Raw genomic sequence first — 25156 nt, forward strand, 5'->3', positions numbered from 1 at the left:
ACCCTCAACGCCATGCTCAGAGACAACAAGCCCTGGACACAGCTCACCGCTTAACCAAACACAGTTGCTCATCCGACGGCCTTCGGCCGCCACCTTCTCCCGACAAGCGGGAGAAGGATTCCGGATGAACTCACCACCCCTCAAACACCCCCATCCACCCCCCACACAACCACAACCCAACCCCCATGAAACCCCTACGCCACCGCCCCTGAAACCCCGCACGCCCCCAACACAAACCCCACACCAATTCAAACACTTACCCGCCGGCCCCCGCCCTTTTTGACCTTCCCCCTCCAATCTGCGGTATAATACCCCTGCCGCTTCGCTAGCGCCGCGGCCATCGGGGGGCTCTCGCCATGTTCGTCGGACACTACGCCGCCGCGCTCGCCGCCAAGGCCGTCGAGCCCCGCGCCCCGCTGTGGACCCTGGTCGCCGGGGCCCAGCTCATCGACATCGGCTGGGCCAGCCTGGTCATGGCCGGCGTCGAGAAGGTCCGGTTCAACCCCGACCTGCCGGGCAGTCCGCTCGAGCTCTACCACATGCCCTGGACCCACAGCCTACCGGCCGTGCTGGTCTGGTCCATCGCCGCCCTGGCCCTCTGCCGCTGGGTCCTGCGCCTGCCCTGGGGCGCCTGCGTCGCCGTCGCCCTGGTGGTCTTCAGCCACTGGGCCCTCGACTTCCTCGTCCACCGCCCCGACCTCGAACTCTGGCTCGGCGGCCCCAAGGTCGGCCTTGGCTGGTGGGACTATCCCGACGCCGAGAAGACCCTGGAGATGGGCCTCATCGCCCTGACCGGCGGCGCCTGGCTGTGGAGCCGCGGGGCCTGGGCCCGCTCGCCCTGGCCGGCCCTGGCCTTCATCGCCTTCCTCGTCGCCCTGCAGATCGTCGCCGGCCTGACCGTGCCAACCGGCTCCACCGTCGCCTACGGCCGCACGGCGCTGATCGTCTACCTGGTGGTCGTCGCCCTGGCCTTGCTGGCCGACCTCGGAAAACCCAAGCCCCAGCCAAGCTGAAACCGCATTACCAAGGTTTCACTCGACCTTGGACGCATCGGCGCCATTAGTAGTAGTCATGACTACTACCAACGACGCGCCCGAAACCGCCCTCGCCGGCCTCGGCTTCACCGACACCGAGGCCCGGGTCTACTGCGAGCTGGTCCGCACCGGCCCGGCCACCGGCTACCGCCTGGCCAAGGCCATCGGCAAGGCCCCGGCCAACACCTACCAGGCCCTCGAAGCCCTGGCCCAGAAGGGCGCCGTCCTGACCGAGGACGCCGAGGCCAAGACCTGGCGCGCCGCCCCGCCGGCCGAGCTGGTCGCCGCCCTCGACGCCGCCCACGCCCGCCGCAGCGCCGCGGCCCTGGACGCCCTGAGCCGTCTGCCCGCCGCTCCCAGCGACGCCCGCCTCTACGCCCTACGCACCCCCGCCCAGGTCTATGCCCGGGCCCGGGCCATGATCGCCGCCGCCCGCGAGGCCATCCTCTTCGACCTGTCGCCCGAGCCCTTCGAGGCGCTCAAGCCCGACCTCGAACGCGCCGCCGCCCAGGGGCTCACCGTCGCCGGCCTGATCTACGCCCCCTCGGCCACGTCCCTGACCACGGTCATATCGGCCGCCGCCGCCCTGGTCTCCGACCGCTGGCCCGGCCAGCAGGTCACCATCGTCGCCGACGCCCGCGAACAGCTGACCGCCCTCATCGCCCCCGGCGGCGAGACCCTGATCCAGGGCGTCGCCAGCGACAGCCCCTTCCTCGCCTGCCTGCAGCACAGCGGCCTGGCCGCCGAACTGCGCCTGTCACGCACCGCCCCCGCCCACGACCCCCTCGCCCACATCGCCTTGCTGGCCCTGCGTCCGCCCGGCCTGCGCGACCTCATCGGAGAAGCCGAATGATCCGCCTGACCACCCTCGCCGCCGTTCTGGCCTTCGCCGCCCTCCCCGCCCAGGCCGACGAGCTCTCCGACCTCAAGGACCGCTACATCGCCTGGCGCGGCGGCCCCGCCTTCCAGCGCGCCGTCGGCGTCGAGGCCGAGGGGACCGGCGCGGTCGGCGCCTATGGCGGCCCGGCCCACCGCTGGCAGGCCGGCGACCGCGTGCGCGAGCGCGTCGAGTTCGGCAGTCTGAGGACCGACGCCTACGTCGGCCCGGACGCCGCCTGGTCGGTCACCCTCAGCGGCCAGGTCGAGACCCCCTCCACCGCCGAACAGGCCGCCGCCCGCCGCAAAGCCCTGCTGACCTTCGACGACGCCCTGCAAGGCGAGGGGGGCGCCAAGGTCACCCTCGGCGCCCCCGAAACCCTCGACGGCCGCGCGGTCCAGGCCCTGCACGTCAGCTTCGGCGACGCCGACTGGTACGACCTGCTCATCGATCCCAGGACCGGCGAACTGGTCGCCCAGCGCCAGATGGAGGACCAGCGCCCGACCCTCATCCGCTACGCCGCCTGGCGAAAGGTCGAGGGCGTCCGCATGCCCTTCAAGGAAACCCAGCGCACCGCCGACGATCCCATCGCCCAGGCCCTGACCTTCACCCGCATGGACATCGATCCCCGGTTGGCCGAGACGACCTGGGCCCGTCCCGCACCAGTCCGGATCTACGCCTTCGACCAGGGCGCCAAACGCACCGAACCCACCGCCTTCGACTTCTACCTGGGCTCGCGCATCTACATCCCCGCCACGGTCAACGGCCAGGCCACCCACGTCCTGCTCGACAGCGGGGCCGAGACCACCGTGCTGGACAAGACCTGGGCCGAGAAGATGGGCATCAAGCCCAGCGCCGCCGTCGTCGCCGTCGGCACGGGCGGGCGCCAGGAGGCGCAGCTGGCCAGCGGCGTCACCGTCCGCATCGGCGCGCTGGAGCTCAAGAACATCACCGTCGCCCTGATCGACCTGGCGGCCATCGAAAAGATGATCGGCCGCCCCCTGCCGGTCATCCTCGGCAAGGAGGTGTTCAACGAACTGGTCGTCGACCTCGACTTCGAGGGCAAGACCATCGCCTTCCATGATCCCCAGGCCTTCCAGGCCCCGGCCGGCGCGGTCGAGACGCCGGTGATCATGGCGAACGGCATCCGCTCCGTCCCGGTCTCGGTCGAAGGCGCCCCGCCGGTCCAGTTCGACTTCGACATCGGCAACGGCGGCCCGCTGATCGTCTACTCCGCCTACTGGAAAGCCCACGGCCTGCTGGACGACGGCCGGGGCAAGTCCAAGACCCTGTCCGGCGCCGTCGGGGGCCTGCGCGAACAGCAGGTGGCCACGGTCCGCAAGCTGACCTTCGCCGGCGCGACCTTCACCGACATCCCCACCGTCTTCACCGACGACCGAGGCGAGAGCGCCGAGAGCAACCGCACCCTGGGCAACATCGGCCTGCCCATCCTGTCGCGCTTCAGGATGTACGCCGACTTCAGCCACGACCGGCTGTTCCTGCAGCCGACGGCCGAGATCGCCAGGCCCTTCCCCCGCGACCTGACCGGCCTGCGCATGCAGCCGGGTACGGAGAAGGCCAAGGTCCTGATGGTCGCCCCCGGCTCTCCCGCCGAAGCGGCCGGGATCAAGGCCGGCGAGGTCATCGTCGCCATCGACGGCGCACCACTCAAGACCGTGGGCCTGGCCGCCCTGCGCGCCAAGCCGGCGGGGACGGTGCTCAAGGTCACCACGGAGGCTGGCAAGACCTACGACCTCGTTCTGAAAGCCTACTACTGACCGGCCATCGCCAGCCACTCGTCCTCGGTCATCACTTCGATGCCCAGCTCGGTTGCCGTCTTCAGCTTGGAGCCGGCGCCGGGTCCGGCGACGACCAGGTCGGTCTTCTTCGACACCGATGACGAGACCTTGGCCCCCAGCGCCTCGGCCTGGGCCTTGGCCTCGTCGCGGGTCATCCGCTCCAGCGCCCCGGTAAACACCACCGTCTTGCCGGCCACCGCCGTGTCGGTCTTCGGCTTCTCGGCGTCCTGGACGGTCAGCTGGTCGTAGAGCCGCTGGACCATGCCCCGGTTGTGGTCCTCGGCGAAGAAGGCGGCCGCCGCCTCGATCACCGCGTCGCCGATCTGGTCCAGGGCGTCGAGCTCGGCCATGGCTTCGGGATCGCGCTCGGCCACCTTATCCATGGCGGCCAGGAACTCGGCCGCCGTGCCGTAGCCCCGGGCCATGACCAGCGCCGTCTGCTCGCCGATGTGGCGCACGCCCAGGCCGTAGATGAAGCGGTCCAGCGGAATGGTCCGCCGGCTCTCGATGGCCGCGAACAGGTTGGCGACGCTGGTCTCCCCGGCCCGCTCCCGATCCTTCAACTTCTTGAGCGAGACCTTGTCCCGCTCTTCCAGCAGGAAGATGTCGGCCGGCTCCTTGATCATGCCGTCATCGAAGAAGGCCTGCAGCTGCTTCTCGCCCAGTCCCTCGATGTCGAAGGCCCGGCGGGAGACGAAGTGCTTCAGGTGCTCGATCCGCTGGAACGGACAGGCCAGCTCGCCGGTGCAGCGGCGCACCACCGTCTCGGCCCCGCCGACCGTGGTCTCGCGCGCCAGCGGCGTCTTCAGGGGGCACGGACAATGGGTCGGGAACTCGAACGGCTCCGCCCCCTTCGGCCGCGCCTCCAGGATGGGGGCGACGATCTGGGGGATGACGTCGCCGGCCCGCTGGACGATGACCGTGTCGCCAACCCGCAGGTCCTTGCGGGCGATCTCGTCGCCGTTGTGCAGGGTGGCGTTGGTCACCGACACCCCGCCGACGGTCACCGGCTTCAGCCGCGCCACCGGCGTCACCGCCCCGGTGCGGCCGACCTGCAGGTCGATGGCTTCCAGCACGGTTCGGGCCTGTTCGGCCGGGAACTTGCGGGCGATGCCCCAGCGCGGAGCCCGCGACACGAACCCCAACCGCCGCTGCCAGTCGAGGTTGTCGACCTTGTAGACCACCCCGTCGATGTCATAGCCGAGGTTCGGCCGCGCCGCCTCCAGCGCCGCATAGGCGGCCAGCAGACCCTCGGACCCATGCACGCAGGTCGACTGCGGCGTCGTCTGGAAGCCCCAGCTTTTCAGCTTCTCCAGCGCCTCCCACTGGCTGTCGGCGAACTTCTCGCTGAGCAGGCCCCAGGCGTAGGCGAAGAACTTCAGCGGCCGCCTGGCGGTGATCATGCTGTCGATCTGGCGCAGCGAGCCGGCGGCGGCGTTGCGCGGATTGGCATAGGTCTTGTCGCCGGCCTCGGCGGCGGCGGCGTTGAGGGCGGCGAACTCGGCGTGGCCCAGATAGACCTCGCCCCGCACCTCGATCACCTCCGGCCAGCCGGAGCCCAGGAGCTTGTGCGGGATATCCTTGATGGTCCGCAGGTTGGCGGTGACGTCCTCGCCGACCCGGCCGTCGCCCCGCGTCGCCCCCTGGACCAGCACGCCCTTCTCATAGCGGATCGAGGCCGACAGTCCGTCGATCTTGGGCTCGGCGGTGTAGGCGATCGGCGTCTCGTCCAGCTTCAGGAACCGCCGGATGCGGCTGTCGAACTCCAGCGCGTCCTCGTCCGAGAAGGCGTTGTCGAGGCTGAGCATTGGCGTGCCGTGCGTCACCGGCGAAAACTGCTCGGCCCTGGGCGCCCCGACCCGCATGGACGGCGAGTTCTCGCGGATCAGGTGCGGAAAGCGATCCTCGATGTCGAGGTTGCGCCGCTTGAGGGCGTCGTAGTCGGCGTCGCTGATCAGCGGCGCGTCGTCCTGGTGATAGGCCAGGTCATGCCGGGTGAGTTCATCGGCGAGCCGGGTCAGCTCCGCAACGGCTTCGGCTTCGGTGAGGTCGGCGACGGGAGTCATGGGAACGGTTCTAGCCGTTCAAATTTCCGGGCGCGAGACCTCCCTCCCCGAATGGGGAGGGCAGACGCGCGGTTACGCGCGTCGGGTGGGGAAGTCGGTCCCAGGCTTCCGAGGCTATGCGCTGAGAAGCCCAACGGGCGGCAGTGGTGACCCACTGCCCCACCCGGCCTTCGGCCTGCCCTCCCCATTCGGGGAGGGAGGTCAGGCGCCGACCAGCGCCCGCGCCGCCGCCCGGGCTTCCGGCGTCACGGCCGCGCCCGACAGCATGCGGGCGATCTCTTCCTCGCGGGCCTCGGGCGAGAGGGTCTCCACCGCCGTACGCAGCTTCTCCCCATCCCCGGCCTTGGCGATCCGCCAGTGGGCGTCGCCGCGCGCCGCCACCTGGGGCGAATGGGTCACCACCAGCACCTGCGCCCCGGCCGCCAGCCGCTTGAGCCGCAGGCCCACGGCGTCGGCCACCGCCCCGCCGACTCCCTGGTCGACCTCGTCGAAGATCATCAGCGGTTGCGGGCCATCGCCGCGCCCGGCCAGCGCCGCCTTCAGGGCCAGGGCGAAGCGGGCCAGTTCGCCACCCGAGGCGATGGCCTCCAGCGGGCCGAACGGAGCGCCGGGGTTGGTGCTGATCTCGAACGCGATGCGGTCGAGGCCCGACGGGCCGGCGCGGTCCTCAACCAGCGGCTCGACGGCTACCTGGAAGCGGGCCTTCTCCAGTTTGAGGGGGGCGAGCTCGGCCATCACCGCGTCGGTCAGCCGGTCACCGGCCGCGCGGCGCTCGGCCGACAGCTGGCGGGCGGCGTTGAAGTAGCCGTCGCGGGCCCAGTCCTCGGCGGCCTCGGCCTCCTTGAGGGCCTCGCTGGTGTTCTCGAAGGCGGCCAGGTCCTGGGCGAAGCGCACCCGCAGGCCCGGCAGGTCCTCGACGGCGCAGGACAGCTTGCGGGCCATGGCGCGCAGAGCGAACAGCCGCTCCTCGGCCTGCTCCAGCCGTTGCGGGTCGAGGTCGAAGGCGTCGGCGGCTGCGTCGATGGCGGCGGCCGCCTCCTGGGCCTCGTTGACCGCCCGGTCGATGATCTCCTGGGCGGCGGCCAGCCGGGTCACGGCCGCGCCGCCGTCGCCGGCTCCGGCCTGCACCGCCCGTTCGCGAGCCCGGTCCAGGGCCCGGAAGGCCTGGGCCAGGCGGCTGGCGATCTGGCCGCCGTCGATGGCCTCGCGCGCGGCGGCGATGTCGGCCAATGCCTTCTCGGCGGCGCCCAGCAGGGCCCGCTCCTCGGCCAGTTCCGTCTCCTCGCCCAGACGCGGGGCCAGCTGGTCGAGCTCGGAGAGCCGCAGGGTGATCTCCTCGACCTCGGCGGCGGCCCGGTCGGCCTTGTCGCGCAGCCCTTTGAGCGTCTCGCGGGCCGAACGCCAGGCGCTCCAGGCCCCCGACACCGCCTCATTGGAGACCTGGCCATAGGCGTCGAGCAGCCGTCCGTGGGTGCGGGCATCGAGCAGGCCGACGGTCTCATGCTGGCCATGCACCTCCAGCAGCAGGCCGCCGATGTCCTTCAAGGTGGCGACGCTGGTCGCCTGGTCGTTGACGAAGGCGCGGCTGCGGCCATCGGCCGACAGCTGGCGGCGCAGCACCAGGTCCTCATAGGGCGAATAGTCGAGGCCTTTTTCCTCCAGCAGGCCCCAGACCGCATGGTCGGCCGGCAGGGCGAACATGGCGGTCGCCGCCGCCTGCGCCGCCCCGCGCCGCACCAGGCCGGCGTCGGCGCGGGCCCCGGTGGCCAGGCCCAGCGCGTCGAGGATAATCGATTTGCCCGCGCCGGTCTCGCCGGTCAGGGCCGTCAGGCCCGGGCCGAAATTGAGGTCGAGCTGCTCGATCAGCACGACGTCGCGGATGGTGAGGCCGATCAGCATGCGGTCAGGATCGTCTCGAATCAGGTTCGCTCAAAGCCTCGCGTGACGCGAAGCCGGCGGAACCATAGCAGGAGAACGAGACGAGAACAAATACGCTCGTCGCGACCTAGGTCAGCGGGTCGGCGGGGTCGGCGTCGCGGCGGCCGGGTCGGAAGTCGGCGGCGGCGGTTCGGTTCCCGGCGGGGTGACGGGCGGCTGCGGTTCGGGCGTCTCCACCGGGGCGCCGGCCGGAGCGCGGGTCTCGGCCGGCGGCGCGATGGCCTTGCCCTTGCCGGTGCCCGTCAGCCGCTGCAGCAGGCTGCGCTTGGCGCCCGGCGTCAGCGGGGCGACGGCGGGCCGCAGACCCTTGTCGGTCAGCAGGGCGTAGGCCTCGCCATACCAGGCGTCGTCGCGGAAATTGTAGCCCAGCATGCCGCCGGTGCGCTCGGCCTCGCCGACCAGGCCGACGGTCAGATAGGCCTCGACCAGGCGATAGAGGGCCTCAGGCGCATGGCTGGTGGTCTGGTACTTGTCGATCACCGTGCGGAAGCGGCCGATGGCGGCGATGGTCTGGCCCTCGCGCAGGTACCAGCGCCCGACCTCCATCTCCTTGCCGGCCAGCTGGTCGTAGACCATGTCCAGCTTGTACTGGGCGTCGATGGCGTACTCACTCTTGGGGAAGCGCAGCTGCACGTCCTTCAGGGCGATGAGGGCCTGTTCGGTGGCGGCCTGGTCACGGCCGACGTCGACGATCTGCTCGAAATAGCAGATGGCCTTCAGGTAGTAGGCGTACGGCGTCGAGGGGTTGCCCGGGTAGAGGTTGATGAACCGGTCCGTGTTCTCGATGGCGTCGGCGTAGTTGTTGGCCTGGTAGTTGGCGTAGGCCGTCATCAGAATCGCCCGCCGCGACCATTCCGAATAGGGGTGCTGGCGCTCCACCTCCTCGAAGTAGGCGATGGCGTCGGCCCAGCGCTTGTGGTCCAGGCGGTCGGCGCCGGTGGCGTAGAGCAGCTCGACCGGGCGCTCGATATAGGCCAGACGCGGCTTGGGTTTTTCGCGCGCGCAGCCGGTGGCGACCAGGGCCGCCGCGACGGCGGCGACGAAGATGGCCTTACGGCTCCAGGAAAGAGGCAGCACGAACCCTCACAATCGAATTCCAACGCGGGCGCCCCCGCGCCGTGGAAGAGGTATCTACACCACGCGAGGGCGGGCGCAAATGTGGCGAATGGCGGAACAATATCGACACCGGGACAAGGGTCGGCGGCGCGGTGAGGCCGCACCCGGCGAGGGGCTGGCGCGACGGCGCCCGCAACGGTCAGCGGGCCATGGGGTCTGCGCGCCCGATATTCCGCGTTGCGGGCGATCCGAGGCCTCAAAAGCCGACCGGTCAAATTGCCGCGGCGGCCCACGAAATTACCCTTATCGCTTTGATTTTATGTAACTTTCACAGGTCGTCAAGCACACTGACAATTTCAGCGTTCTGCGAGGTTAAGGGTGTATTAGCCCGCGCCCTGCTTGAGTGGTTCACAGAGCAGAGGGAATGCCGTGCAGGGAAGCCTCACTACGATCAGATCGATGGACGAAGCCCGCGTGGCCGACGTTTTCGACCTCCTGGCCTGGGAGATCGAACTGGCGGGCGCGCGCTGCATCATGCTGGACAGCCTGATCGGCGACGTCATGAACGGCCTGCCGCCGAACGAGCGCCAAAAGCTGCAACGCGGCATGCATTCGGTCGACCTGTTGAGCCAGCATCTCACCGGCCTGTCGGCCTTTGCGCGCCGCCTCAGCCTGGACGTCACACCGGACAACACCGCCCCGACCGCTTCGGCCGTGGCGGACGTCAGCCTTGGCGCCCTGGCCGACCGCATGCGCTCGGCGCTGGGCGGCGAGGAGCAGGGCTTGGGAGACAGGGACAATGCGGGTGACGTTGACCTGTTCTGAATCGCCGGCCTGGGGCCAGGGAGAAATTCACCGTGTATCTTGAATCCAGAGGCCTGAAGATCGTCGTCGCCGACGCCGACCGCGCGGTGCTGGAGATGCTGCAGATCCGTCTCGATCTGGCCGGCCATGAGACCCACATCGCCCGCACCGCCCCCGACGCCATCGAGATGGTGCGCAGCCTGCGACCGGCGATCCTGATCCTCGACCTGCAACTGCCGCCGGCTGGCGGGATGTGCGTGCTGGAGAGTCTGAACCAGCGCTACAACCGCCTGCCCCTGCCCGCCGTGGTGCTGAGCCGCCAGCTGGCCGCCGGCGATATCCAGAGGGCGGTGCCGCTGGGCGCTCGCGACTGCATCGCCAAGCCGTTCAGCGGCGCCGACATCGTCGAGCGGGTGGCGCGGGTGCTGAAGAAGTTCCCCTCGACCTGGGGCGCGGGCGCACCGGTTTCGCCGCTGCCCAACGGCTCCCAGACCATGCACATCTGAAGATCGGGTCGCAGCGAAAGCCCGGCGATCCGGTAAGGGCCTTAAACCCTAGACCGCCTGGGCCAGTTCCTGCGTCCAGCTGCGGACGCGCCAGGCCTGCGGATTGGCCAGCAGGGCGCGGACGACCAGGTTGTTCAGGCCGTGGCCGGCGTAGAGGCCGTCGAAACGGCCCAGGATCGGCATGCCCAGCACATAGAGGTCGCCGACCGCGTCCAGCGCCTTGTGGCGCACGAACTCGTCCGGGCGGCGCAGGCCTTCCGGGTTGAGGATGCGGTCGCCGTCGAGGACGACGGCGTTGTCGATCGACCCGCCGCGGGCCAGGCCGATGGCGCGCAGGGCCTCGACTTCGCGCACGAAGCCGAAGGTGCGGCAGTCGGCCAGTTCCTCACGGAACGACTCTTCATCGACCACCAGGTCGACGCGTTGGGTGCCGATCGGGGCGGCGTCGAACTTGATCTCGAAGGCGACTTCGAACTGCTCGGCCGGCGACAGGCTGGCGCGCTTATCGCCCTCGATGACCTCGACCGTGTCGAGGATCTCGATGTAGCGGCGGGCCGCTTCCTGCCGGCGACGGCCGACGCGGTCGAGGATTTCGATGAAGGGCTGCGAGGAGCCGTCGAGGATCGGCAGTTCCGGGCCGTCCAGCTCGACGACGGCGTTGTCGATGCTCAGCGCCGCCATGGCGGCCATCAGGTGTTCGATGGTCGAGACGGTGACGCCGGCGTCGTTGCCGATGACGGTGCCCAGTTGGGTCTTGACCACGGCTTCGCCCGAAACGCGCACAGCGTTGTCGCGGTCACGCACGTCGGTGCGGACGAAGACGATGCCGGCGTCCGTGGCGGCCGGACGGATCGACACCCGGACGTGCTCGCCCGTGTGCAGACCCAGGCCCGCGAAGATCACGGGGCCGGCGACGGTGTGCTGATGGTATGCCGAAACGGACAAGACCGACCTTTAGAACTGTTGCTGCGCGGCCGGACTGGCCGCATCACGCCCCGTCGTCTTTGTAGGCGTCCCTTCGCAATGCAGCAAAGCAAGAGGTGTTTCGGATTGTTACGCGGAGAACGACTTGAATTTGTTAAGGTTTCACCGGTCGCGCGAAGGCCTTAAAATGGTCCGTTGAGGGCCTTTTTCAAGGCTGGAAGGGCCGCTTTCACCGCCACCGACAGCGGGGCCGGCAGGGCGTCCAGCGCGAACCAGGCCAGGCCCTCATGCTTTTCGGGCTCCAGCAGCACCGGCTCGCCGGTGAAACGCTCGGCCAGATAGATGGGCGACAGCCAATGTTCCGGCCCGTCCGCGAGGATCAGGTCGGAGACGCAGAGCAGCCGCAGATCGCCCAGCACCAGCCCGGTTTCCTCCTCGACCTCGCGGCGCACGGCGGTCTCGACCGGTTCGAGGAAGTCGACCTTGCCGCCCGGAATGCTCCAGCAGCCCTTCTCCGGCGCCCGCAACCTGCGGAACAGCAGAAGCCGGCCGTCCTTGACGATGCAGGCGCCGACGCCCAGCCGTGGTTCGCCCATATTGCGCCGCCTCCCCGAGTCACATGACCTGGGTGGCTGTAGCAGAGCCGCCAACCGAATGGATGCCATGAAGACGCGTCGTTTCTTCCTCTCCTCGGCCGCCACGGCCGGAACCCTGGGCCTGATGGCCGCCCCGGCCGCCGCCCAGTCCGAAAAGCCCGCCCCCTCCCCCAACGACAAGGCCCGCGACATCATCCGCGACGCCCGCAAGATCGTCGCGCCCGAGGGCATCGAGGAGATGCGCCAGGTCACCCTCGGCGGCGTGCCGCAATGGATCACCGTGCGCGGCCGCGACCGGCGCAACCCCATCCTGCTGTTCATCCACGGCGGCCCCGGCGCGCCGGAGATGCCGGTCAGCTGGCTTTACCAGAGCCCCTGGGAGGACTTCTTCACGGTCGTGCAGTGGGACCAGCGGATGGCCGGCAAGTCGGTGACCGGCACGGACCAGGACGCCATGCTGAAGACCGTCACCATCGACCGTATGAGCGCCGACGGCGAGGAGCTGGCCGCCCACCTGCGCGAACACTACGGCAAGCGGAAGATCTTCGTGCTGGCCCACAGCTGGGGCACGGTGATCGGCCTGAACCTGGCCCGCAAGCGCCCTGACTGGCTGCACGCCTACGTCGGCATGGGCCAGATCATCTACTGGCCCGACAACGAGCGGGTCGGCTACCGGTTCGCCCTGCGCGAGGCCCGGGCCGACAACAACGCGGCGGCCATCAAGGCGCTGGAGGCCATCGCCCCCTACCCCGCCGCCGACGGGACCATCACCTTCGACCAGATCATCACCCAGCGGACCTGGGTCATCCACTACGGCGGGCTGACGGCCGGGCGGAGCGATTTCAACTACGACCTCAACGCCCGCAGGATCGCCCCGGAATACACCGACCAGGACCTCAAGGAGAGCAGCAACAACGGGGTCAACCTGGTCAAGCTGCTGCCGGAGATGCTGAAGCTGGATTTCCGGTCGCTGACCCGGCTCGATTGCCCGGTCTTCATGTTCTGCGGCCGGCGCGACTACCAGACCCCGTCGGAGGTCTCGGCCGCCTGGCTGGCCAGGGTCAAGGCGCCGAAGAAGGGTGTCGTCTGGTTCGAGCACTCGGCCCACATGATGCACATCGAGCAACCGGGGCGGATGCTGATGAGCCTGGTGAATCAGGTGCGGCCCCTGGCCGGCGACGATGTGGCGCCGGACGACCGGCCCGGCGTCTAGCCAAAGGAAAAGGCCCCGGCGGGCGCCGGGGCCTCTCCAATTCCGATGGCTGCTGGCTAGTTGGCCAGGCGGCGCAGGAACGAGGGGATTTCCAGGTCGTCCCCCTCTTCCTCTTGAGCCACGTCCTCGACCGGCTGCGGAGCCGGGCGGGCGCCGCCGCCGAAGGCCGCGCGGGCCTGGGGTGGCGGGGACTGTTCATAGGCCGAGGGCTGACGACGACCGCCGAACAGGCTCATCCAGCCGGTCTTGCGCTCTTCGCGTTGCTCGTAGTGCGGGTCGAGGGCGAAGCTGTCGTCGGCCGGGGCGTCGTCGACCAGCGGGTCGACGATCAGGGTGCGCTGCTGCGGCTGGGCCGCGGCGGTGCGGATTTCCGGCGCCTTGGGCTCGTCGAACAGGCCGAAGTCGGCTTGCGGGGCCGGCTCGGGCTCGCTGATGGCCGGGCCGGCGATGGTCACCGGCTCGGGACGCAGGACTTCAGCTTCCGGGGCCGGCTGGCTCCAGTACTGGGTCGCCGGCTCGGGCATGGTGGCGACGATCGGCTCGGGACGGGCAACGGGGGCCGGTTCCGGGGGCCGCATGTCGCCGGCGATCAGCGGCTTGGCGGTGGTGTTGCGCAGGCGCGAGGGCTCGATGGCGGCCATCGAGGCCCCGTCCATGCCGGTGGCGACCACGGAGACGCGGATGACGCCTTCCAGGTTCGGGTCGAAGGCGGCGCCGAAGATGACGTTGGCGTCCTGGTCGACCTGTTCGGTGATGGCGTTGGCGGCCTCGTCGACCTCCAGCAGGGTCATGTCCAGACCGCCGGTGACGTTGACCAGCACGGCCTTGGCGCCCTTGAGCGACACTTCGTCGAGCAGCGGGTTGGCGATGGCGTTCTGGGCGGCCATCAGCGCGCGGTCCTCGCCGGTCGCTTCCCCGGTGCCCATCATCGCCTTGCCCATCTCGGTCATCACCGTGCGGACGTCGGCGAAGTCGAGGTTGATCAGGCCGGGCAGGACCATCAGGTCGGTGATCGAGCGGACGCCCGAGTGCAGCACCTGATCGGCCATGCCGAAGGCTTCGGCGAAGGTGGTCTTCTCGTTGGCGATGCGGAACAGGTTCTGGTTCGGGATGACGATCAGGGTGTCGACGTAGCGTTGCAGCTCGGCGATCCCGGCGTCGGCCAGGCGCATGCGGTGGCGGCCTTCGAAGTGGAAAGGCTTGGTCACCACGCCGACGGTGAGGATGCCGCGCTCGCGGGCGCATTTGGCGATGATCGGCGCGGCGCCGGTGCCGGTGCCGCCGCCCATGCCGGCGGTGATGAAGACCATGTGGGCGCCGTCGAGGTGCTCGCCGATCTCGACGGTGCTCTCTTCGGCGGCGCTCATGCCGACTTCGGGGTGGGCGCCGGCGCCCAGGCCCTGCGTCACCTGCACGCCCAGCTGGATGCGCAGCGGCGTCTTGCTGAAGGCCAGCTGTTGGGCGTCCGTGTTCGCGACAACGAACTCAACGCCCTCGAGGCCGGCTTCGATCATGTTGTTGACGGCATTGCCGCCGGCGCCGCCGACGCCGAAGACCACGATGCGCGGCTTCAGTTCGGTGGTTTGAGGAGCGTAAAGCTTCATAGTCTGGACCCCGCGTCCTATTGAAGTCGTTGGCCACGGCCACCAGCGACCACCCGCTGATATGCCTTACGACCCGTTAACTAGACGGCCTGCATCGTTAATCGGCAGTTAATCGGCTTACCGTGAGTCGGCCCGCCGGCCAGCCGTGAACTGAGGATTTTTGTTGCGACATAAGGGCTTGCGCGAATCGCGACGCCTCGTCGCAGGCGTTCACAGTTGTGGGCGAAGCGGCTTTTTCGGGGATGGTTGAGTCGAAAGTGAGTCGGCGGGGCCGGGTGATTTGCGCTTGGGCTGCTTCGCTGTGGGGCTCGGAAGCGGGCGCTTATCGAAGCGACGATCCATTGTACCACGCGGCCACAGGCCAACATCCATCCGGGATTCCGGCGCCCAGCGGCCAAACCGCCGGAATGGTTGGCTTTTGGCGGGGTCGGAGCGCCGCCAATGTAGCCCGCGCCGTGGGTCGGTAGGTTGGTCGACCGGCTGGGTTTGTTGGTCGAAACGTTGGGCGCTCGACCAACACTGGGCCCGCGCCCGTCCCGGCGCAGGCTAGTCCTCGGCGATCAGGCGGTGAATATGTCTAGACATATTCAAAAAGGCCCGCTTAAACAAAGACTTACAGGTTATCCCGCAGCCAGCTCAGCGTCTTGACGATGCCGTTGGCGTTCGGGTCGACCGGGGCGCGAGGCTTCTTGATGGTCGCCAGGAGCTTGGCGGAGACCGCCTCGCGGGGGCCGAAGGCGGCGCGGTGGAGGATGCCGGCGGCGGCGCAGAAGGCCGGGCCGGTGACGGCGTCGGCCAGGTGCGGCACTCGGCGGGGGCGGCCCAGGCGGACAGGGCGGTCGAAGACGCGGACGGCGACTTCACGGACGCCGGCCAGCTGGCTGGCGCCGCCGGTCAGGATGACGCTGGCGCCCGGCTCGATCATGACGCCGGCGTTCTTGAGGCGGTCGCGCAGCAGTTCGAGGGTTTCCTCGACGCGCGGGGCGATGATGCCCTTGAGCAGGCTGCGGGGGGCGATGACCGGACCGGCGCCGGGGTCGTCGCCGCGCGGCGGGGCCTCGATCATCTCGCGGTCCTCGTTGGCCGAGGCGATGGCGCTGCCGTGCAGGGTCTTGATGCGTTCGGCCCCGGCGCGGCTGGTCGACAGGCCGCGGGCGATGTCCTGGGTGACGTGCTCGCCGCCGACCGGCAGGCTGTCGATGTGCACCAGGCTGCCGCCCTGGAAAACGGCCGCCGAGGTCGAGCCGCCGCCCATGTCGATGCAGACGCAGCCCAGCTCCATCTCGTCCTCTTCGAGCGCGGCCAGGGCCGAGACAAAGGGCGCGGCGACCACGCCCTCGAATTCGAGGTGGGCGCGCTCGACGCAGTGGCTGAGGGTCTGGAAGGTGTTCTCGGCGATGGAGACGACCAGAAGTTCGAGGCCCAGGCTCTTGCCGAACATGGCGCGGGGGTCGCGGACGCCCTTCTGGTTGTCGACCGACCAGGCGATCGGCAGCAGGTGGATCGGCTTACGGCCCGGCAGGCGGATCTCGGCCAGGGCGGCGGCCAGGGCGCGGGAGCAGTCGTTGTCGCTGATCGGACGGGCGCCGAGCGAGACGCGGGCGGAGACGCGGCAGCTGGCCAGCTGGCCGCCGGCGGTGGCGACGGTGACGCCCTGCACGGCGGCGCCAGCGACGCCCTCGGCGCGCTCGACGGCCAGGGCGATGACTTCGGCGGCGTCGTCCATGCTGGCGATGGCCGCGCCCTTGATGCCCCGCGACTGCACATAGCCGACGCCGGCGGCGGTCAGGGTGCGGTCGGCCTTGCGGACGCCCTCGGGCTTCATGACGAAGCAGGCGACCTTGGAGGCCCCCAGGTCGACGGCGGCGACCAGCGGCTGGCGGGACAACGCCGCCTTCAGCGTGTCCTTGGCCTGGCGGCCCTTGCCTTCATTGCGCGACGCGGTCTTCAGCACGGACAAAACACCTTCGACATCATCAAACGCCACCTTCGACAGGAGCGGACACCTGGGCCGTCTGGCGACGGCGGAAAGCGGGGGCGCCGGGCTCGCGCAGGTCGATGCGCTCGAGGCCGGCCTCGAGGATCGCATCGCGGCGGTCCAGCAGGTCCAGTTCGATCAGGGCGCTCTCCTCGTCGACGGCGGGGAGCAGGATGATCGAGCCGTCCTTCAGATGGATGTCCCAGCGCCGCTCGTCGACCCGCACCAGGGCCTCGACGCGGGACTTCAGGCGCGGCCGGCTGGCCACCGACTTGAGGATGTCGGCGGCGACGGCCTCGGCCCCCTGCCCGACCACCAGCGGCAGCTGCGGGAAGGCGGCCGGGTCGGCCTCCGGAATGGTGCGGCCGGCGCCGTCGATGACCATCAGCCGGCCGTTCTTCTGCCAGACCGCCAGGGCGCCGCGCTCGCGGACCTCGACCATCAGGGTGTTGGGCAGCAGCCGCACGACCTTGGCCTTCTCGACCCAGCCGACGTTCTCGACGCCCTGGCGCACGGTGGCCAGATCGAGGCCGAGGATGGCCTGGCCCTTGGTCGGGGCCAGCACGGCGCGGATGGCTTCCTCGCCGGCCGGGGTGGCGCCGGCGACGTGAATCTCCTGGACGGTGAAGCCCATGCCGGTGGTTTTGTCGGCCAGGGCCTGGGTCATCGAATCAGCCAGGGCCTCGCCGCGATGGCCGGTGGCCAGCGCCACGACCAGGCCGAGGATGAGAATGCCGCCGGCCGCGCCGACCGCGATCCGGGGGCTCAAGCCCACGCCGCGCGCCGCGCGCAGCTTCATGGCCGCCTGCCCCCCTTTGGGAGCGGCGGGCTTTGCCCTCGGACTACTGGGGCTTTTGCCCCGGGGACTGACGCTCTTGCGTCCGCCCCCCCGCACCGCCGCGGGCATACGCGTCCTCCACGATCCACATCACCAAGTCATCGAACGACACGCCCTGGTGTGCCGCCTGCTCCGGTGCGAGGGAGGTGGGCGTCATTCCGGGTTGTGTGTTGACCTCCAACAGAACCAAAAGACGCTTAACGGGGTCATAACGAAGATCACTTCTGGTAACCCCGCGACAACCTAACGCGGCATGAGCCCGCTCGGCCAACCGCAAGGCGGCGTCGTAATCCGCGGGGGGAATGCGGGCCGGAATGACGTGTTCGGAGCCGCCCTCGCCGTACTTGGCCGCGAAATCGTAGAAGCCGCTGGTCGGAACGATCTCGGTGACCGCCTGGGCGACCCCGTCCATCACCGCCACGGCCAGTTCGAGCCCGTCGATGAAGGGCTCGATCATAACTTCGTCACCGAAGGTCCAGCTGGGGGCGACGATCTCCTGCGGCGGGCGGTTGGCGCCCTCCTTGACGATGAAGACCCCGACCGAACTGCCCTCGGCGTTGGGCTTGATGACATAGGGCGGCGGCAGGACGTGGTCGGCGGCCGCCTCGTGGCGGTTGAACAGCCCGCCGCCCGGCACGGTGACGCCGGCGGCGGCCAGCACGGCCTTGGCTTTCGCCTTGTCCATGGCCAGGGCGGACGCGAGCACGCCGCAGTGGGTGTAGGGGATGGCCAGCGTCTCCAGGATGCCCTGGACACAGCCGTCCTCGCCCCATTCGCCGTGCAGGGCGTTGAAGCAGACGTCAGGCTTCAGGGCGCTGAGCACCTGGGCCAGGTCGCGGCCGGCGTCGACGCGGGTGACCTGGGCGCCGAGGCGTTCCAGGGCGTCGGCGCAGGCGGCGCCGGAGACCAGGCTGACCTCCCGCTCCGAGGACAGGCCGCCCAGCAGGACGGCGACGTGGTGACCGGCGAGCTTGCCGCTCATTTGGCGTCCCCGACACTACGCAGGTCGATGTCGCTGTCGGCGATGACATAGAGCAGCGAAACCCAGACGGCGACGTTCTGGGCCATCTGGCGGGGGTCGATCTTGTCCAGGGTGTCGTCCGGCGAGTGGTGCAGGTCGAAGTAGCGCAGGGCGCTCTGGCTGATCTGCATCACCGGCACGCCGGCGGTCTGCAGCCCCTCGGTGTCGGAGCCGGCGAAGGCGGCCGGATCGCGCGAGACGATGACCTTCAGCGGTCCCAGCAGGGCCGGCAGGTCGGCCAGGCGCGGATCGGCCACGGCCCCCTTGGGCAGTGCGATGCGATAGACGGCGTCGGCCCCGAGGTCACTCTCGCCGGCGACGACGAACTTGGCCATGGCGTCCTTGTGGGCGGCGGCGTAGGCGTCGCTGGAGCCGCCGCTTTCCTCGCTGCCCCACATGACCACGCGGATGGTGCGGGCCGGGTGGCGCGGCAGGTCGCCGATCAGCTTGGCGGCGGCGGTGGTGATGGCGACGCCCGAGGCGTCGTCGATGGCGCCGGTGCCGACGTCCCAGCTGTCGAGGTGGCCGCCGATGACCAGGATCTGGTCGGGCTTGGATGAGCCGACGATGTCGCCGGAGATGTTCCAGGCGACGTCCTTCTCATCGGTGCTGGAGGCCAGGTTGAGCTTGATCTTCACCGGCCCCTTGGCGGCCAGCCGCTCCAGCAGCTCGGCGTCCGGCACGCCAAGCGCGGCGGCGGGGATCTTGGCGACGCCGTCGGTGTAGCGGAGGCCGCCGGTGTGGGGGCTGCGCAGGTCGGAGGTGGAGATGGAGCGGGTCAGGTAGGCGACCGCGCCGCGCTTGGCCGCTTCCGAGGCGCCGGCCCGGCGGGCGACGCCGGCGGCGCCGTAGCCCGAGCCGTCCTGGGTGCGGGTCATCGGCTGGGTGACGACGGCGATCTTGCCCTTCAGCGACCCCTCCGGCGCGGCCAGCAGGTCGGCGTAGGCGGTGAAGAGCACGACCTCGGCCTCGATGCCCTTGGCGGGGGTCGGCACGCTGCCGCCCAGGCCGATGATCGACAGCGGCAGGTCGTAGGGGGCGGTCATCACCGCCGCCTCCGCGCCGCGCGTCCAGCTGGGCTTGGCAAACTCCTCGACCTTGATGTTGGTGAAGCCGAGCGTCTCGAAAGTCTTCACCGCCCAATCCTTGGCGCGGGCCATGCCGGGCGAGCCGACCAGACGTGGACCGACGCTGGTGGTCAGGTCGGCCGTCAGGTCCCAGGCAGTGGTGTCGCCCAGCGCCTTGTCGCGCAGGGCGACCGCGGTCTCAAAGGTGGGCTGTCGCTTGACGGGGGCCAGGCTGGTCTGCGCGGCCGCGGCGTTGGCGAGAAGGGCGAGACCGGCCGTGAGGGCGATGAGCTGTTTCTTCATGCTGGCCGGGTGCGACAGGCGGGCCGCCAAGTCAAGTGAAGGGTGTGTGCAGTTGCTGCCACGGGGTGGCGGCAGGGGTGTGCGAGGCTGTTTGCGAGCACCGGAGACACGCCATGCCGCCCCACGCCCTCGATGGCCTGCCCCGCCCGCCCTGCGCCGAACTGCTGGGCTGGGAGATTTTGGACGCCGATCCGGCCAAGGGCTGGGTGAAGATCGCCTTCCAGGGTCGGCCAGAGTTCCGCAATCCGGCCGGCTACATCCAGGGCGGCTTCCTGGCCGCCATGCTCGACGACGTCATGGGCCCGGCCGCCTACATCCACAGCGAGGGCCGCCAGTTCAGCCCGACCATCGACATGGCCGTGTCGTTCATGGCTCCCGCGCGGCCGGGACGGTTCGTGGGCGAGGGCCAGGTGGTTCAGGTCGGCAAGAGCATCGGCTTCCTGGAGGGGAGGCTGTGGGACGCGGACGGGGTGATGGTGGCCAAGGCGACGGCGACGTGCCGGCTGGTGGAGAGCGGGAAGATGCTCCCCTGAATCCTTCTCCCGCTTGCCGGGAGAAGGTGGCCCGCGAAGCGGGTCGGATGAGGGCAGAGCGGGAGAAAGGGATTGGCGACAGCGCCGAACGCGCCAGAACGCGCGCAATCGTCGAAGGCCGGCGCCGCCCTCATCCGTCGGCCTTCGGCCGCCACCTTCTCCCGGCAAGCGGGAGAAGGACTGCCTCAGGGCCGCCCGATCCGCTTGATTTCCCAGTCCAGCTGCACGCCCGTCTTAGCCAGCACGTCGGCCCTCACCGCCTCGCCGAGCCCTTCGAGGTCGGCGGCCGTCGCGTCCTGGGCGTTGATCATGAAGTTGCTGTGCAGCTCGGAGAACTTGGCCCCGCCGTGCAGCTTGCCCCGCCAGCCGGCCTCGTCGACCAGTTTCCAGGACGAATGGCCGGGCGGGTTCTTGAAGGTCGAACCGCCGGTCTTTTCGCGGATCGGCTGGGTGGTCTCGCGGCGGGCGGTGATCTCGGCCATGCGGGCCTTGACGGCCTCAGGCTGGTCGGACCGGCCGCGATAGGTGGCCTCAACCCAGATGATGTCCTCGGGGGCCTGACTGTGGCGATAGGTGTAGCCGAAGTCGGCCAGGTCGAACGTCCGCTTCTCGCCGGAGCGGTCGTAGCCCCAGGCGCTGACCAGCACGTCCTTGGTCTCGGCCCCGTAGCAGCCGGCGTTCATGGTCAGGGCCCCACCGATGGTGCCCGGGATACCGGCGTAGAACTCCAGGCCCGCCAACCCCGCATTGCCGGCGGCGCGGGCGACGGCGGCGTCCAGCGCCCCGGCCCCGACAGTGATCAGGTCGCCCTCGACGCTGACGCCAGCGAAGGCGCGGCCGGCCAGGCGGATGACCACCCCCGGCAGGCCACCATCGCGGACGATGACGTTGGAGCCGACGCCCAGCGCCATCACCGGCGTCTCGGCCGGCAGGGCTTTGAGGAACTGCGCCAGGTCCTCGGCGTCGGCCGGCAGGAACAGGGCCTCAGCCGGGCCACCGACGCGGAACCAGGTGAAGGGCGCCAGGGCTTCATCGCGCAACAGCTTGCCGCGTACGGCGGGAAATTGGCTCATGGATTGGCCTTACGAGCGGCGGTGTCGGCGTGCCAGAGGATCAGGCGCTCGGCCTCGGCGGGGTCGTAGGTCTCGAACACCGGGGTGCGGCCATTCTTGTCCCAGTGGAACATCTCGAAGCGGACCGTCGGGTGCTCATGGACGTCGAGCCAATAGCCGACCGTCAGGCCCCGGCCCTTGTCGATCTGCGGCAGGTGCTTGGTCGGGATGCGGCGGCGGCGGCACTCGGCCTCGACATCGCGCAGGAAGGCGACGGGGGTCACCCGCGCGCCTCAAGCTGACCCGGCAGGGCGTAGGCCCACGTCGTGATGTCGCCTGCCCCCAGGAAGACCACGAGGTCGCCGGCCCGAGCCTCCTCGCCGATCATCTCCGGCAGGTCGGCCGGGCTGTTCAGGGCCAGCGCCCGGCGGTGGCCGAAGCGCTTCATGCCCTCGATCAGATGGTCGCGGTCGACGCCTTCGATGGGCGCCTCGCCGGCCGTGTAGACGTCGGCGACGATGACGGTGTCAGCGTCGTTGAAGCAGGCGGAGAACTCGGCCATCAGGTCGCGCAGGCGGGTGTAGCGGTGCGGCTGGACGACGGCGATGACCCGGCCATCGGGCGTCACCGCGCGGGCGGCCTTGAGCACCGACGAGATTTCCACAGGGTGGTGGCCATAGTCGTCGACGATGCGGATGCCATTGACCACGCCGGTGGTGGTGAAGCGCCGCTTGACCCCGCCGAAGCCCTTCAGACCCTTTTTGATCGAGGCGTCGTCGACCCCCAGCTCGCGGGCCACGGCGATGGCGGCCAGGGCGTTGGCGACGTTGTGATCGCCGGCCATCGGCAGCTGCAGGCCTTCGAGCAGGCGCGGCTCGGCGTCGTGCGGCGAGAAGATGACGTCGAACTTGGCGCCCTCAGGGCCCATGGTGACGTTGACGCCGCGGACCTCGGCCTGCGGGTTGACGCCGTAGGTGACCAGACGGCGGTTCTCGACCTTGGCGGCCATGGCCTGGACCTCGGGGTGGTCGAGGCAAACGGCGGCGAAGCCGTAGAAGGGGATGTTCTCGACGAAGTCCTTGAAGGCTTTGCGGGCGGTGTCGAAGTCGCCGTAGAAATCGAGGTGCTCGGGGTCGATGTTGGTGACGATCGCGCAGGTCGACTTGAGCTTGAGGAAGGTGCCGTCGCTCTCGTCGGCCTCGACGACGATCCACTCGCCCTCGCCGACCTTCGCATTGGTGCCGTAGGCGTTGATGATGCCGCCGTTGACCACCGTCGGGTCGAGGCCGCCGGCGTCGAGCAGGGCGGCGACCATGGAGGTGGTGGTGGTCTTACCGTGGGTGCCGGCCACGCCGATGGAGAACTGCAGCCGCATCAGCTCGGCCAGCATCTCGGCCCGGCGGACCAGCGGCAGGCGGCGCTCGCGGGCGGCGAGGAACTCGGGGTTGTCCGGCTTGACGGCGGTGGAATAGACAACGGCCGAAGCCCCCTCGACCTGCGGCGCGGCATGGCCGATGAAGATGCGGGCGCCCAGCTGTTCGAGGCGCTCGGTGTTGGCGCTGGGCTTCATGTCGGAGCCCTGCACGGTGTAGCCGATGCGGATCATGATCTCGGCGATGCCGCTCATGCCGATGCCGCCGATGCCGATGAAGTGGACGGGACCAAGGTCGAATGGGACGGGGCGGCGACGGGCGATCATGAGACGCGGATTAGAGGATTTGGCGCGGTGGGGGAATGGCCTCGCTTTGGTCGCCGTGCTTGTGGCCGGCGGAGCGGTCGCCGCGGACGGGCCGACCTTGCGACCGACGCAGCTGGGGGCGTTTGCGATGTTCACCGACCTGGACAGCGTCGAGCGAACCGGGGCGGCGGCGAAGTTCCGGGTGCTGCAGGTGACGGAGACGGGGTTCACGGCAGGCGGCGTGGCCTATGTCGGCGGCTGGCGCTGGTTCGAGGTCGACTGTGCCGTGCGGACGGCGCGGGGGCTGGGGTTTGCCAGTGTGCGGGCGGACGGGATCGAGGGGCCGGTGACTGGCGGTGGTGGCGAGATGGCGGCGATCGCGCCGGGCGGGATCGAGGACGACGCCGCGAAGGTGGTGTGCGACGGGGCTTCACCGTTGGGGGCGGCGGACGTTGAGGGCGTTGACGCAGCGCTGGCGGCGGGCCGGCGGTGGATACCGACAGGCGAGACGGATTAGCGGGTCCTTCTCCCGCTTGTCGGGAGAAGGTGGCGGCCGAAGGCCGACGGATGAGGGCAGCGCGGAGCTTTCAGGACTGAGCGCGTTCTGGCGCCGTTGACGACAACCGTCCTGAGCCGGCGCTGCCCTCATCCGACCCCCTCGGGGCCACCTTCTCCCGATAAGCGGGAGAAGGAACGCGGCTGTCACGGCCAGCGGTAGAAGACGCGCGTGTAGCCCAAGGTCGGGTGCTGGTCGGTGTCGTAGTGGTGGAAGCCGCGCTTTTCGTAGAAGGCGCGGGCCGGGTGGTTGGCTTCGGCGGTGCGCAGCCACATGCCGCCTGGCAGGCGTTGTTTGGCCAGGTTGATCAGGGCGCTGCCCAGCCCCTGGCCCTTGGCGGACGGGGCCATAAACAGCTGGTCGAGGCAGTTGTCGTCCGGCCGCAGGGCCATGAAGCCGGACAGGGCGTCGTCCTGGAAGGCCAGGGTGACCTCCCAGACCGTGGCGGTCTCCTCGAGGATGCGGACGGCGAGGTCCTCGACCAGCACCACCTCTTCATTGGCCGTGCCGGTCGAGCGCCAGCTGTCGAGCCAGAGCTGGGCCAGGGGGACGACGAGGTCGGCGTGGGCGGCCGCGTCGAACGGGACCAGACGCAGCGCCATCAGCTGTAGGCCGTGCGCTCGACCAGATCGGCGAGGTCTTCGGCGGCGTCCGGCTTGGCGACATCGTGCGCGCCCTTGGCCATGTTCGCCAGCCACGCCGGGTCCTTGAGCAACGCCTTCAGGGCCCCGGCCAGGCTGTCGACGGTCAGTTCCTCTTCCAGGCAGACGGCGGCCGCCTGGGCGTCTTCGAGGAGCTTGGCGTTGAAGCGCTGGTGGTTGTCGGTGGCGATCTTCAGGGGCACCAGGATCGACGGCTTGCCGGCCACGGCCAGCTCGCAGACCGTCGAGGCCCCGGCCCGGCCGATGACCAGGTGGGCGGCGCCCAGGCGCCCGGCCATGTCGCGGAAGAAGGGGGCGACCTCGGCCTTGACCATGGCGTTGAGGTAGGTCGAGCGGGCGATGTCCATCGACTCCTTGCGGGTCTGCTGCTGGACCTCGAGCCGCAGGCGGGTCTCCTCGGGCAGGCGCATGATGGCCTCCGGCACCAGCTCGCTAAGCAGCCGGGCGCCCTGGCTTCCGCCGGTGACCAGGATCCTGATCGGCTGTCCGTCGACCGGGGCCTCGTAGGGCTGGTCGAACAGGGCGGCGATCTCGGGACGGACCGGGTTGCCGACGACGCGGGCGCGGGCCTTCACCTTGGCGGTGGCCTTCTCCAGGGTCGGGAAGGCGCAGGCGACCTCGGTGACCTTCGGGGCGAGGTAGCGGTTGACCCGGCCCAGCACGGCGTTCTGTTCGTGGATGACGGTCGGGCGCTTCTGGCCGAGCGCGGCCATCAGGCTGGGCAGGCTGGGGTAGCCGCCGAAGCCGACGACGACGGCCGGGTCCATGCGCTTGAAGGCGGCCCGGGCCTGCATGACGCCCTGGAAGACCGACCAGGCGGCCTTGACCATGCCGATCGGGTCACTGGCCTTGGCGGTGGCCGCCGACAGGGTGATGCGCAGGTCGGCGGGGAACTTGTCGGCGTACAGGGCGCCGCGCTCGTCGGTGGCCAGCACGATGCGCCAGCCACGACGGGTCAGGGCCTCGGCCAGGGCCTGGGCCGGGAACATGTGGCCCCCGGTGCCTCCGGCGGCGATGACGGCCAGACGGGCGGCCATGGTCTAGTCCCTCT

At 69.8% G+C, this 25156-nt stretch carries 23 protein-coding genes; 8 read left to right on the forward strand and 15 right to left on the reverse strand.

The genetic code is table 11. From position 1 onward, the window contains the following. The first annotated feature begins 356 nt into the window (after positions 1-356). Genes AC1RSK_RS14915 through AC1RSK_RS14925 form a run of 3 tightly spaced genes read left to right on the forward strand, consistent with a single transcriptional unit; the run spans position 357 to position 3689 of the window. A complete protein-coding gene (locus AC1RSK_RS14915) occupies positions 357-1013 on the forward strand; it encodes a hypothetical protein (RefSeq protein WP_492908360.1) in 657 nt (218 codons plus the stop codon). Positions 1014-1071: 58 nt separating this feature from the next. Continuing rightward, positions 1072-1887, forward strand: coding sequence for a TrmB family transcriptional regulator (locus AC1RSK_RS14920; RefSeq protein ID WP_492908361.1), 816 nt, complete (start codon positions 1072-1074; stop codon positions 1885-1887). Beyond that, positions 1884-3689 (forward strand): retropepsin-like aspartic protease, encoded by a 1806-nt coding sequence (locus AC1RSK_RS14925; protein ID WP_492908362.1) that lies wholly within the window; start codon positions 1884-1886, stop codon positions 3687-3689. Before AC1RSK_RS14920 ends, AC1RSK_RS14925 begins: the two co-directional genes overlap by 4 nt. Here AC1RSK_RS14925 and ligA read toward each other — a convergent pair. From ligA to AC1RSK_RS14940, 3 genes are all read right to left on the reverse strand, one after another. Beyond that, positions 3683-5776 (reverse strand): NAD-dependent DNA ligase LigA, encoded by a 2094-nt coding sequence (gene ligA / locus AC1RSK_RS14930; RefSeq protein WP_492908363.1) that lies wholly within the window; start codon positions 5774-5776, stop codon positions 3683-3685. The two genes, AC1RSK_RS14925 and ligA, sit on opposite strands and share 7 nt — an antisense overlap. A 201-nt stretch (positions 5777-5977) precedes the next feature. Continuing rightward, positions 5978-7675 (reverse strand): DNA repair protein RecN, encoded by a 1698-nt coding sequence (recN, locus tag AC1RSK_RS14935; protein WP_492908364.1) that lies wholly within the window; start codon positions 7673-7675, stop codon positions 5978-5980. Between the two features lie 111 nt (positions 7676-7786). After that, a complete protein-coding gene (locus AC1RSK_RS14940; RefSeq protein ID WP_492908365.1) occupies positions 7787-8791 on the reverse strand; it encodes an outer membrane protein assembly factor BamD in 1005 nt (334 codons plus the stop codon). 438 nt (positions 8792-9229) lie between these two features. On the opposite strand from AC1RSK_RS14940, the gene AC1RSK_RS14945 reads away from it, so the two are divergent. Together AC1RSK_RS14945 and AC1RSK_RS14950 are read left to right on the forward strand one after the other, a co-directional pair. Continuing rightward, the gene (locus AC1RSK_RS14945; RefSeq protein ID WP_492908366.1) at positions 9230-9595 is read left to right on the forward strand and encodes a DUF8776 family protein; all 366 of its coding nucleotides are present in this window, start codon (positions 9230-9232) and stop codon (positions 9593-9595) included. A 32-nt stretch (positions 9596-9627) separates the two neighbouring features. Continuing rightward, entirely contained in the window at positions 9628-10080 is a 453-nt protein-coding gene (locus tag AC1RSK_RS14950; protein ID WP_492908367.1) for a response regulator, read from the forward strand. 48 nt (positions 10081-10128) lie between these two features. On the opposite strand, the gene lpxC is transcribed toward AC1RSK_RS14950, so the two are convergent. Next, on the reverse strand, positions 10129-11025 hold the full coding sequence (gene lpxC / locus AC1RSK_RS14955; RefSeq protein WP_492908368.1) for a UDP-3-O-acyl-N-acetylglucosamine deacetylase: 897 nt from the start codon (positions 11023-11025) through the stop codon (positions 10129-10131). A 161-nt stretch (positions 11026-11186) separates the two neighbouring features. Then, positions 11187-11600, reverse strand: coding sequence for an NUDIX domain-containing protein (locus AC1RSK_RS14960; RefSeq protein WP_492908369.1), 414 nt, complete (start codon positions 11598-11600; stop codon positions 11187-11189). Positions 11601-11667: 67 nt separating this feature from the next. On the opposite strand from AC1RSK_RS14960, the gene AC1RSK_RS14965 reads away from it, so the two are divergent. Continuing rightward, positions 11668-12813, forward strand: coding sequence for an alpha/beta fold hydrolase (locus AC1RSK_RS14965; protein WP_492908370.1), 1146 nt, complete (start codon positions 11668-11670; stop codon positions 12811-12813). Positions 12814-12869: 56 nt separating this feature from the next. Here the strand turns inward: AC1RSK_RS14965 and ftsZ are convergent, their stop codons facing one another. The 5 genes from ftsZ to AC1RSK_RS14990 all read right to left on the reverse strand — a co-directional run bounded on the left by ftsZ (position 12870) and on the right by AC1RSK_RS14990 (position 19624). Beyond that, positions 12870-14417, reverse strand: a complete 1548-nt coding sequence (gene ftsZ / locus AC1RSK_RS14970) for a cell division protein FtsZ (RefSeq protein WP_492908371.1) — start codon at positions 14415-14417, stop codon at positions 12870-12872. 613 nt (positions 14418-15030) lie between these two features. After that, the gene (ftsA, locus tag AC1RSK_RS14975; RefSeq protein ID WP_492908372.1) at positions 15031-16371 is read right to left on the reverse strand and encodes a cell division protein FtsA; all 1341 of its coding nucleotides are present in this window, start codon (positions 16369-16371) and stop codon (positions 15031-15033) included. A 22-nt stretch (positions 16372-16393) separates the two neighbouring features. Further along, on the reverse strand, positions 16394-17194 hold the full coding sequence (locus tag AC1RSK_RS14980) for a cell division protein FtsQ/DivIB (RefSeq protein WP_492908373.1): 801 nt from the start codon (positions 17192-17194) through the stop codon (positions 16394-16396). A gap of 43 nt (positions 17195-17237) precedes the next feature. Beyond that, positions 17238-18215, reverse strand: a complete 978-nt coding sequence (locus AC1RSK_RS14985; protein WP_492908374.1) for a D-alanine--D-alanine ligase — start codon at positions 18213-18215, stop codon at positions 17238-17240. Next, a complete protein-coding gene (locus AC1RSK_RS14990; RefSeq protein ID WP_492908375.1) occupies positions 18212-19624 on the reverse strand; it encodes a M20/M25/M40 family metallo-hydrolase in 1413 nt (470 codons plus the stop codon). Before AC1RSK_RS14990 ends, AC1RSK_RS14985 begins: the two co-directional genes overlap by 4 nt. Positions 19625-19737: 113 nt before the next feature. On the opposite strand from AC1RSK_RS14990, the gene AC1RSK_RS14995 reads away from it, so the two are divergent. Then, complete coding sequence (locus AC1RSK_RS14995; protein WP_492908376.1) at positions 19738-20157, forward strand: PaaI family thioesterase; 420 nt, start codon at positions 19738-19740, stop codon at positions 20155-20157. 185 nt (positions 20158-20342) lie between these two features. Here the strand turns inward: AC1RSK_RS14995 and murB are convergent, their stop codons facing one another. The 3 genes from murB to murC are packed head-to-tail and all read right to left on the reverse strand — an operon-like array spanning position 20343 to position 22908. Further along, complete coding sequence (murB, locus tag AC1RSK_RS15000) at positions 20343-21230, reverse strand: UDP-N-acetylmuramate dehydrogenase (protein WP_492908377.1); 888 nt, start codon at positions 21228-21230, stop codon at positions 20343-20345. Beyond that, a complete protein-coding gene (locus AC1RSK_RS15005; RefSeq protein ID WP_492908378.1) occupies positions 21227-21493 on the reverse strand; it encodes a hypothetical protein in 267 nt (88 codons plus the stop codon). The genes murB and AC1RSK_RS15005 overlap by 4 nt, the downstream gene beginning before the upstream one ends. Beyond that, the gene (gene murC / locus AC1RSK_RS15010) at positions 21490-22908 is read right to left on the reverse strand and encodes a UDP-N-acetylmuramate--L-alanine ligase (protein ID WP_492908379.1); all 1419 of its coding nucleotides are present in this window, start codon (positions 22906-22908) and stop codon (positions 21490-21492) included. The genes AC1RSK_RS15005 and murC overlap by 4 nt, the downstream gene beginning before the upstream one ends. Before the next feature lie 127 nt (positions 22909-23035). Here murC and AC1RSK_RS15015 point away from each other — a divergent pair, with 127 nt between their 5' ends. Next, positions 23036-23404 (forward strand): hypothetical protein, encoded by a 369-nt coding sequence (locus tag AC1RSK_RS15015; protein ID WP_492908380.1) that lies wholly within the window; start codon positions 23036-23038, stop codon positions 23402-23404. Between the two features lie 185 nt (positions 23405-23589). On the opposite strand, the gene AC1RSK_RS15020 is transcribed toward AC1RSK_RS15015, so the two are convergent. Together AC1RSK_RS15020 and murG are read right to left on the reverse strand one after the other, a co-directional pair. Continuing rightward, positions 23590-24045, reverse strand: a complete 456-nt coding sequence (locus AC1RSK_RS15020; protein WP_492908381.1) for a GNAT family N-acetyltransferase — start codon at positions 24043-24045, stop codon at positions 23590-23592. Continuing rightward, entirely contained in the window at positions 24045-25142 is a 1098-nt protein-coding gene (gene murG, locus AC1RSK_RS15025; RefSeq protein ID WP_492908382.1) for an undecaprenyldiphospho-muramoylpentapeptide beta-N-acetylglucosaminyltransferase, read from the reverse strand. Before murG ends, AC1RSK_RS15020 begins: the two co-directional genes overlap by 1 nt. Positions 25143-25156: the final 14 nt, after the last annotated feature.

It is taken from the genome of Caulobacter sp. GW821-FHT11A05 (genome assembly GCF_058809015.1).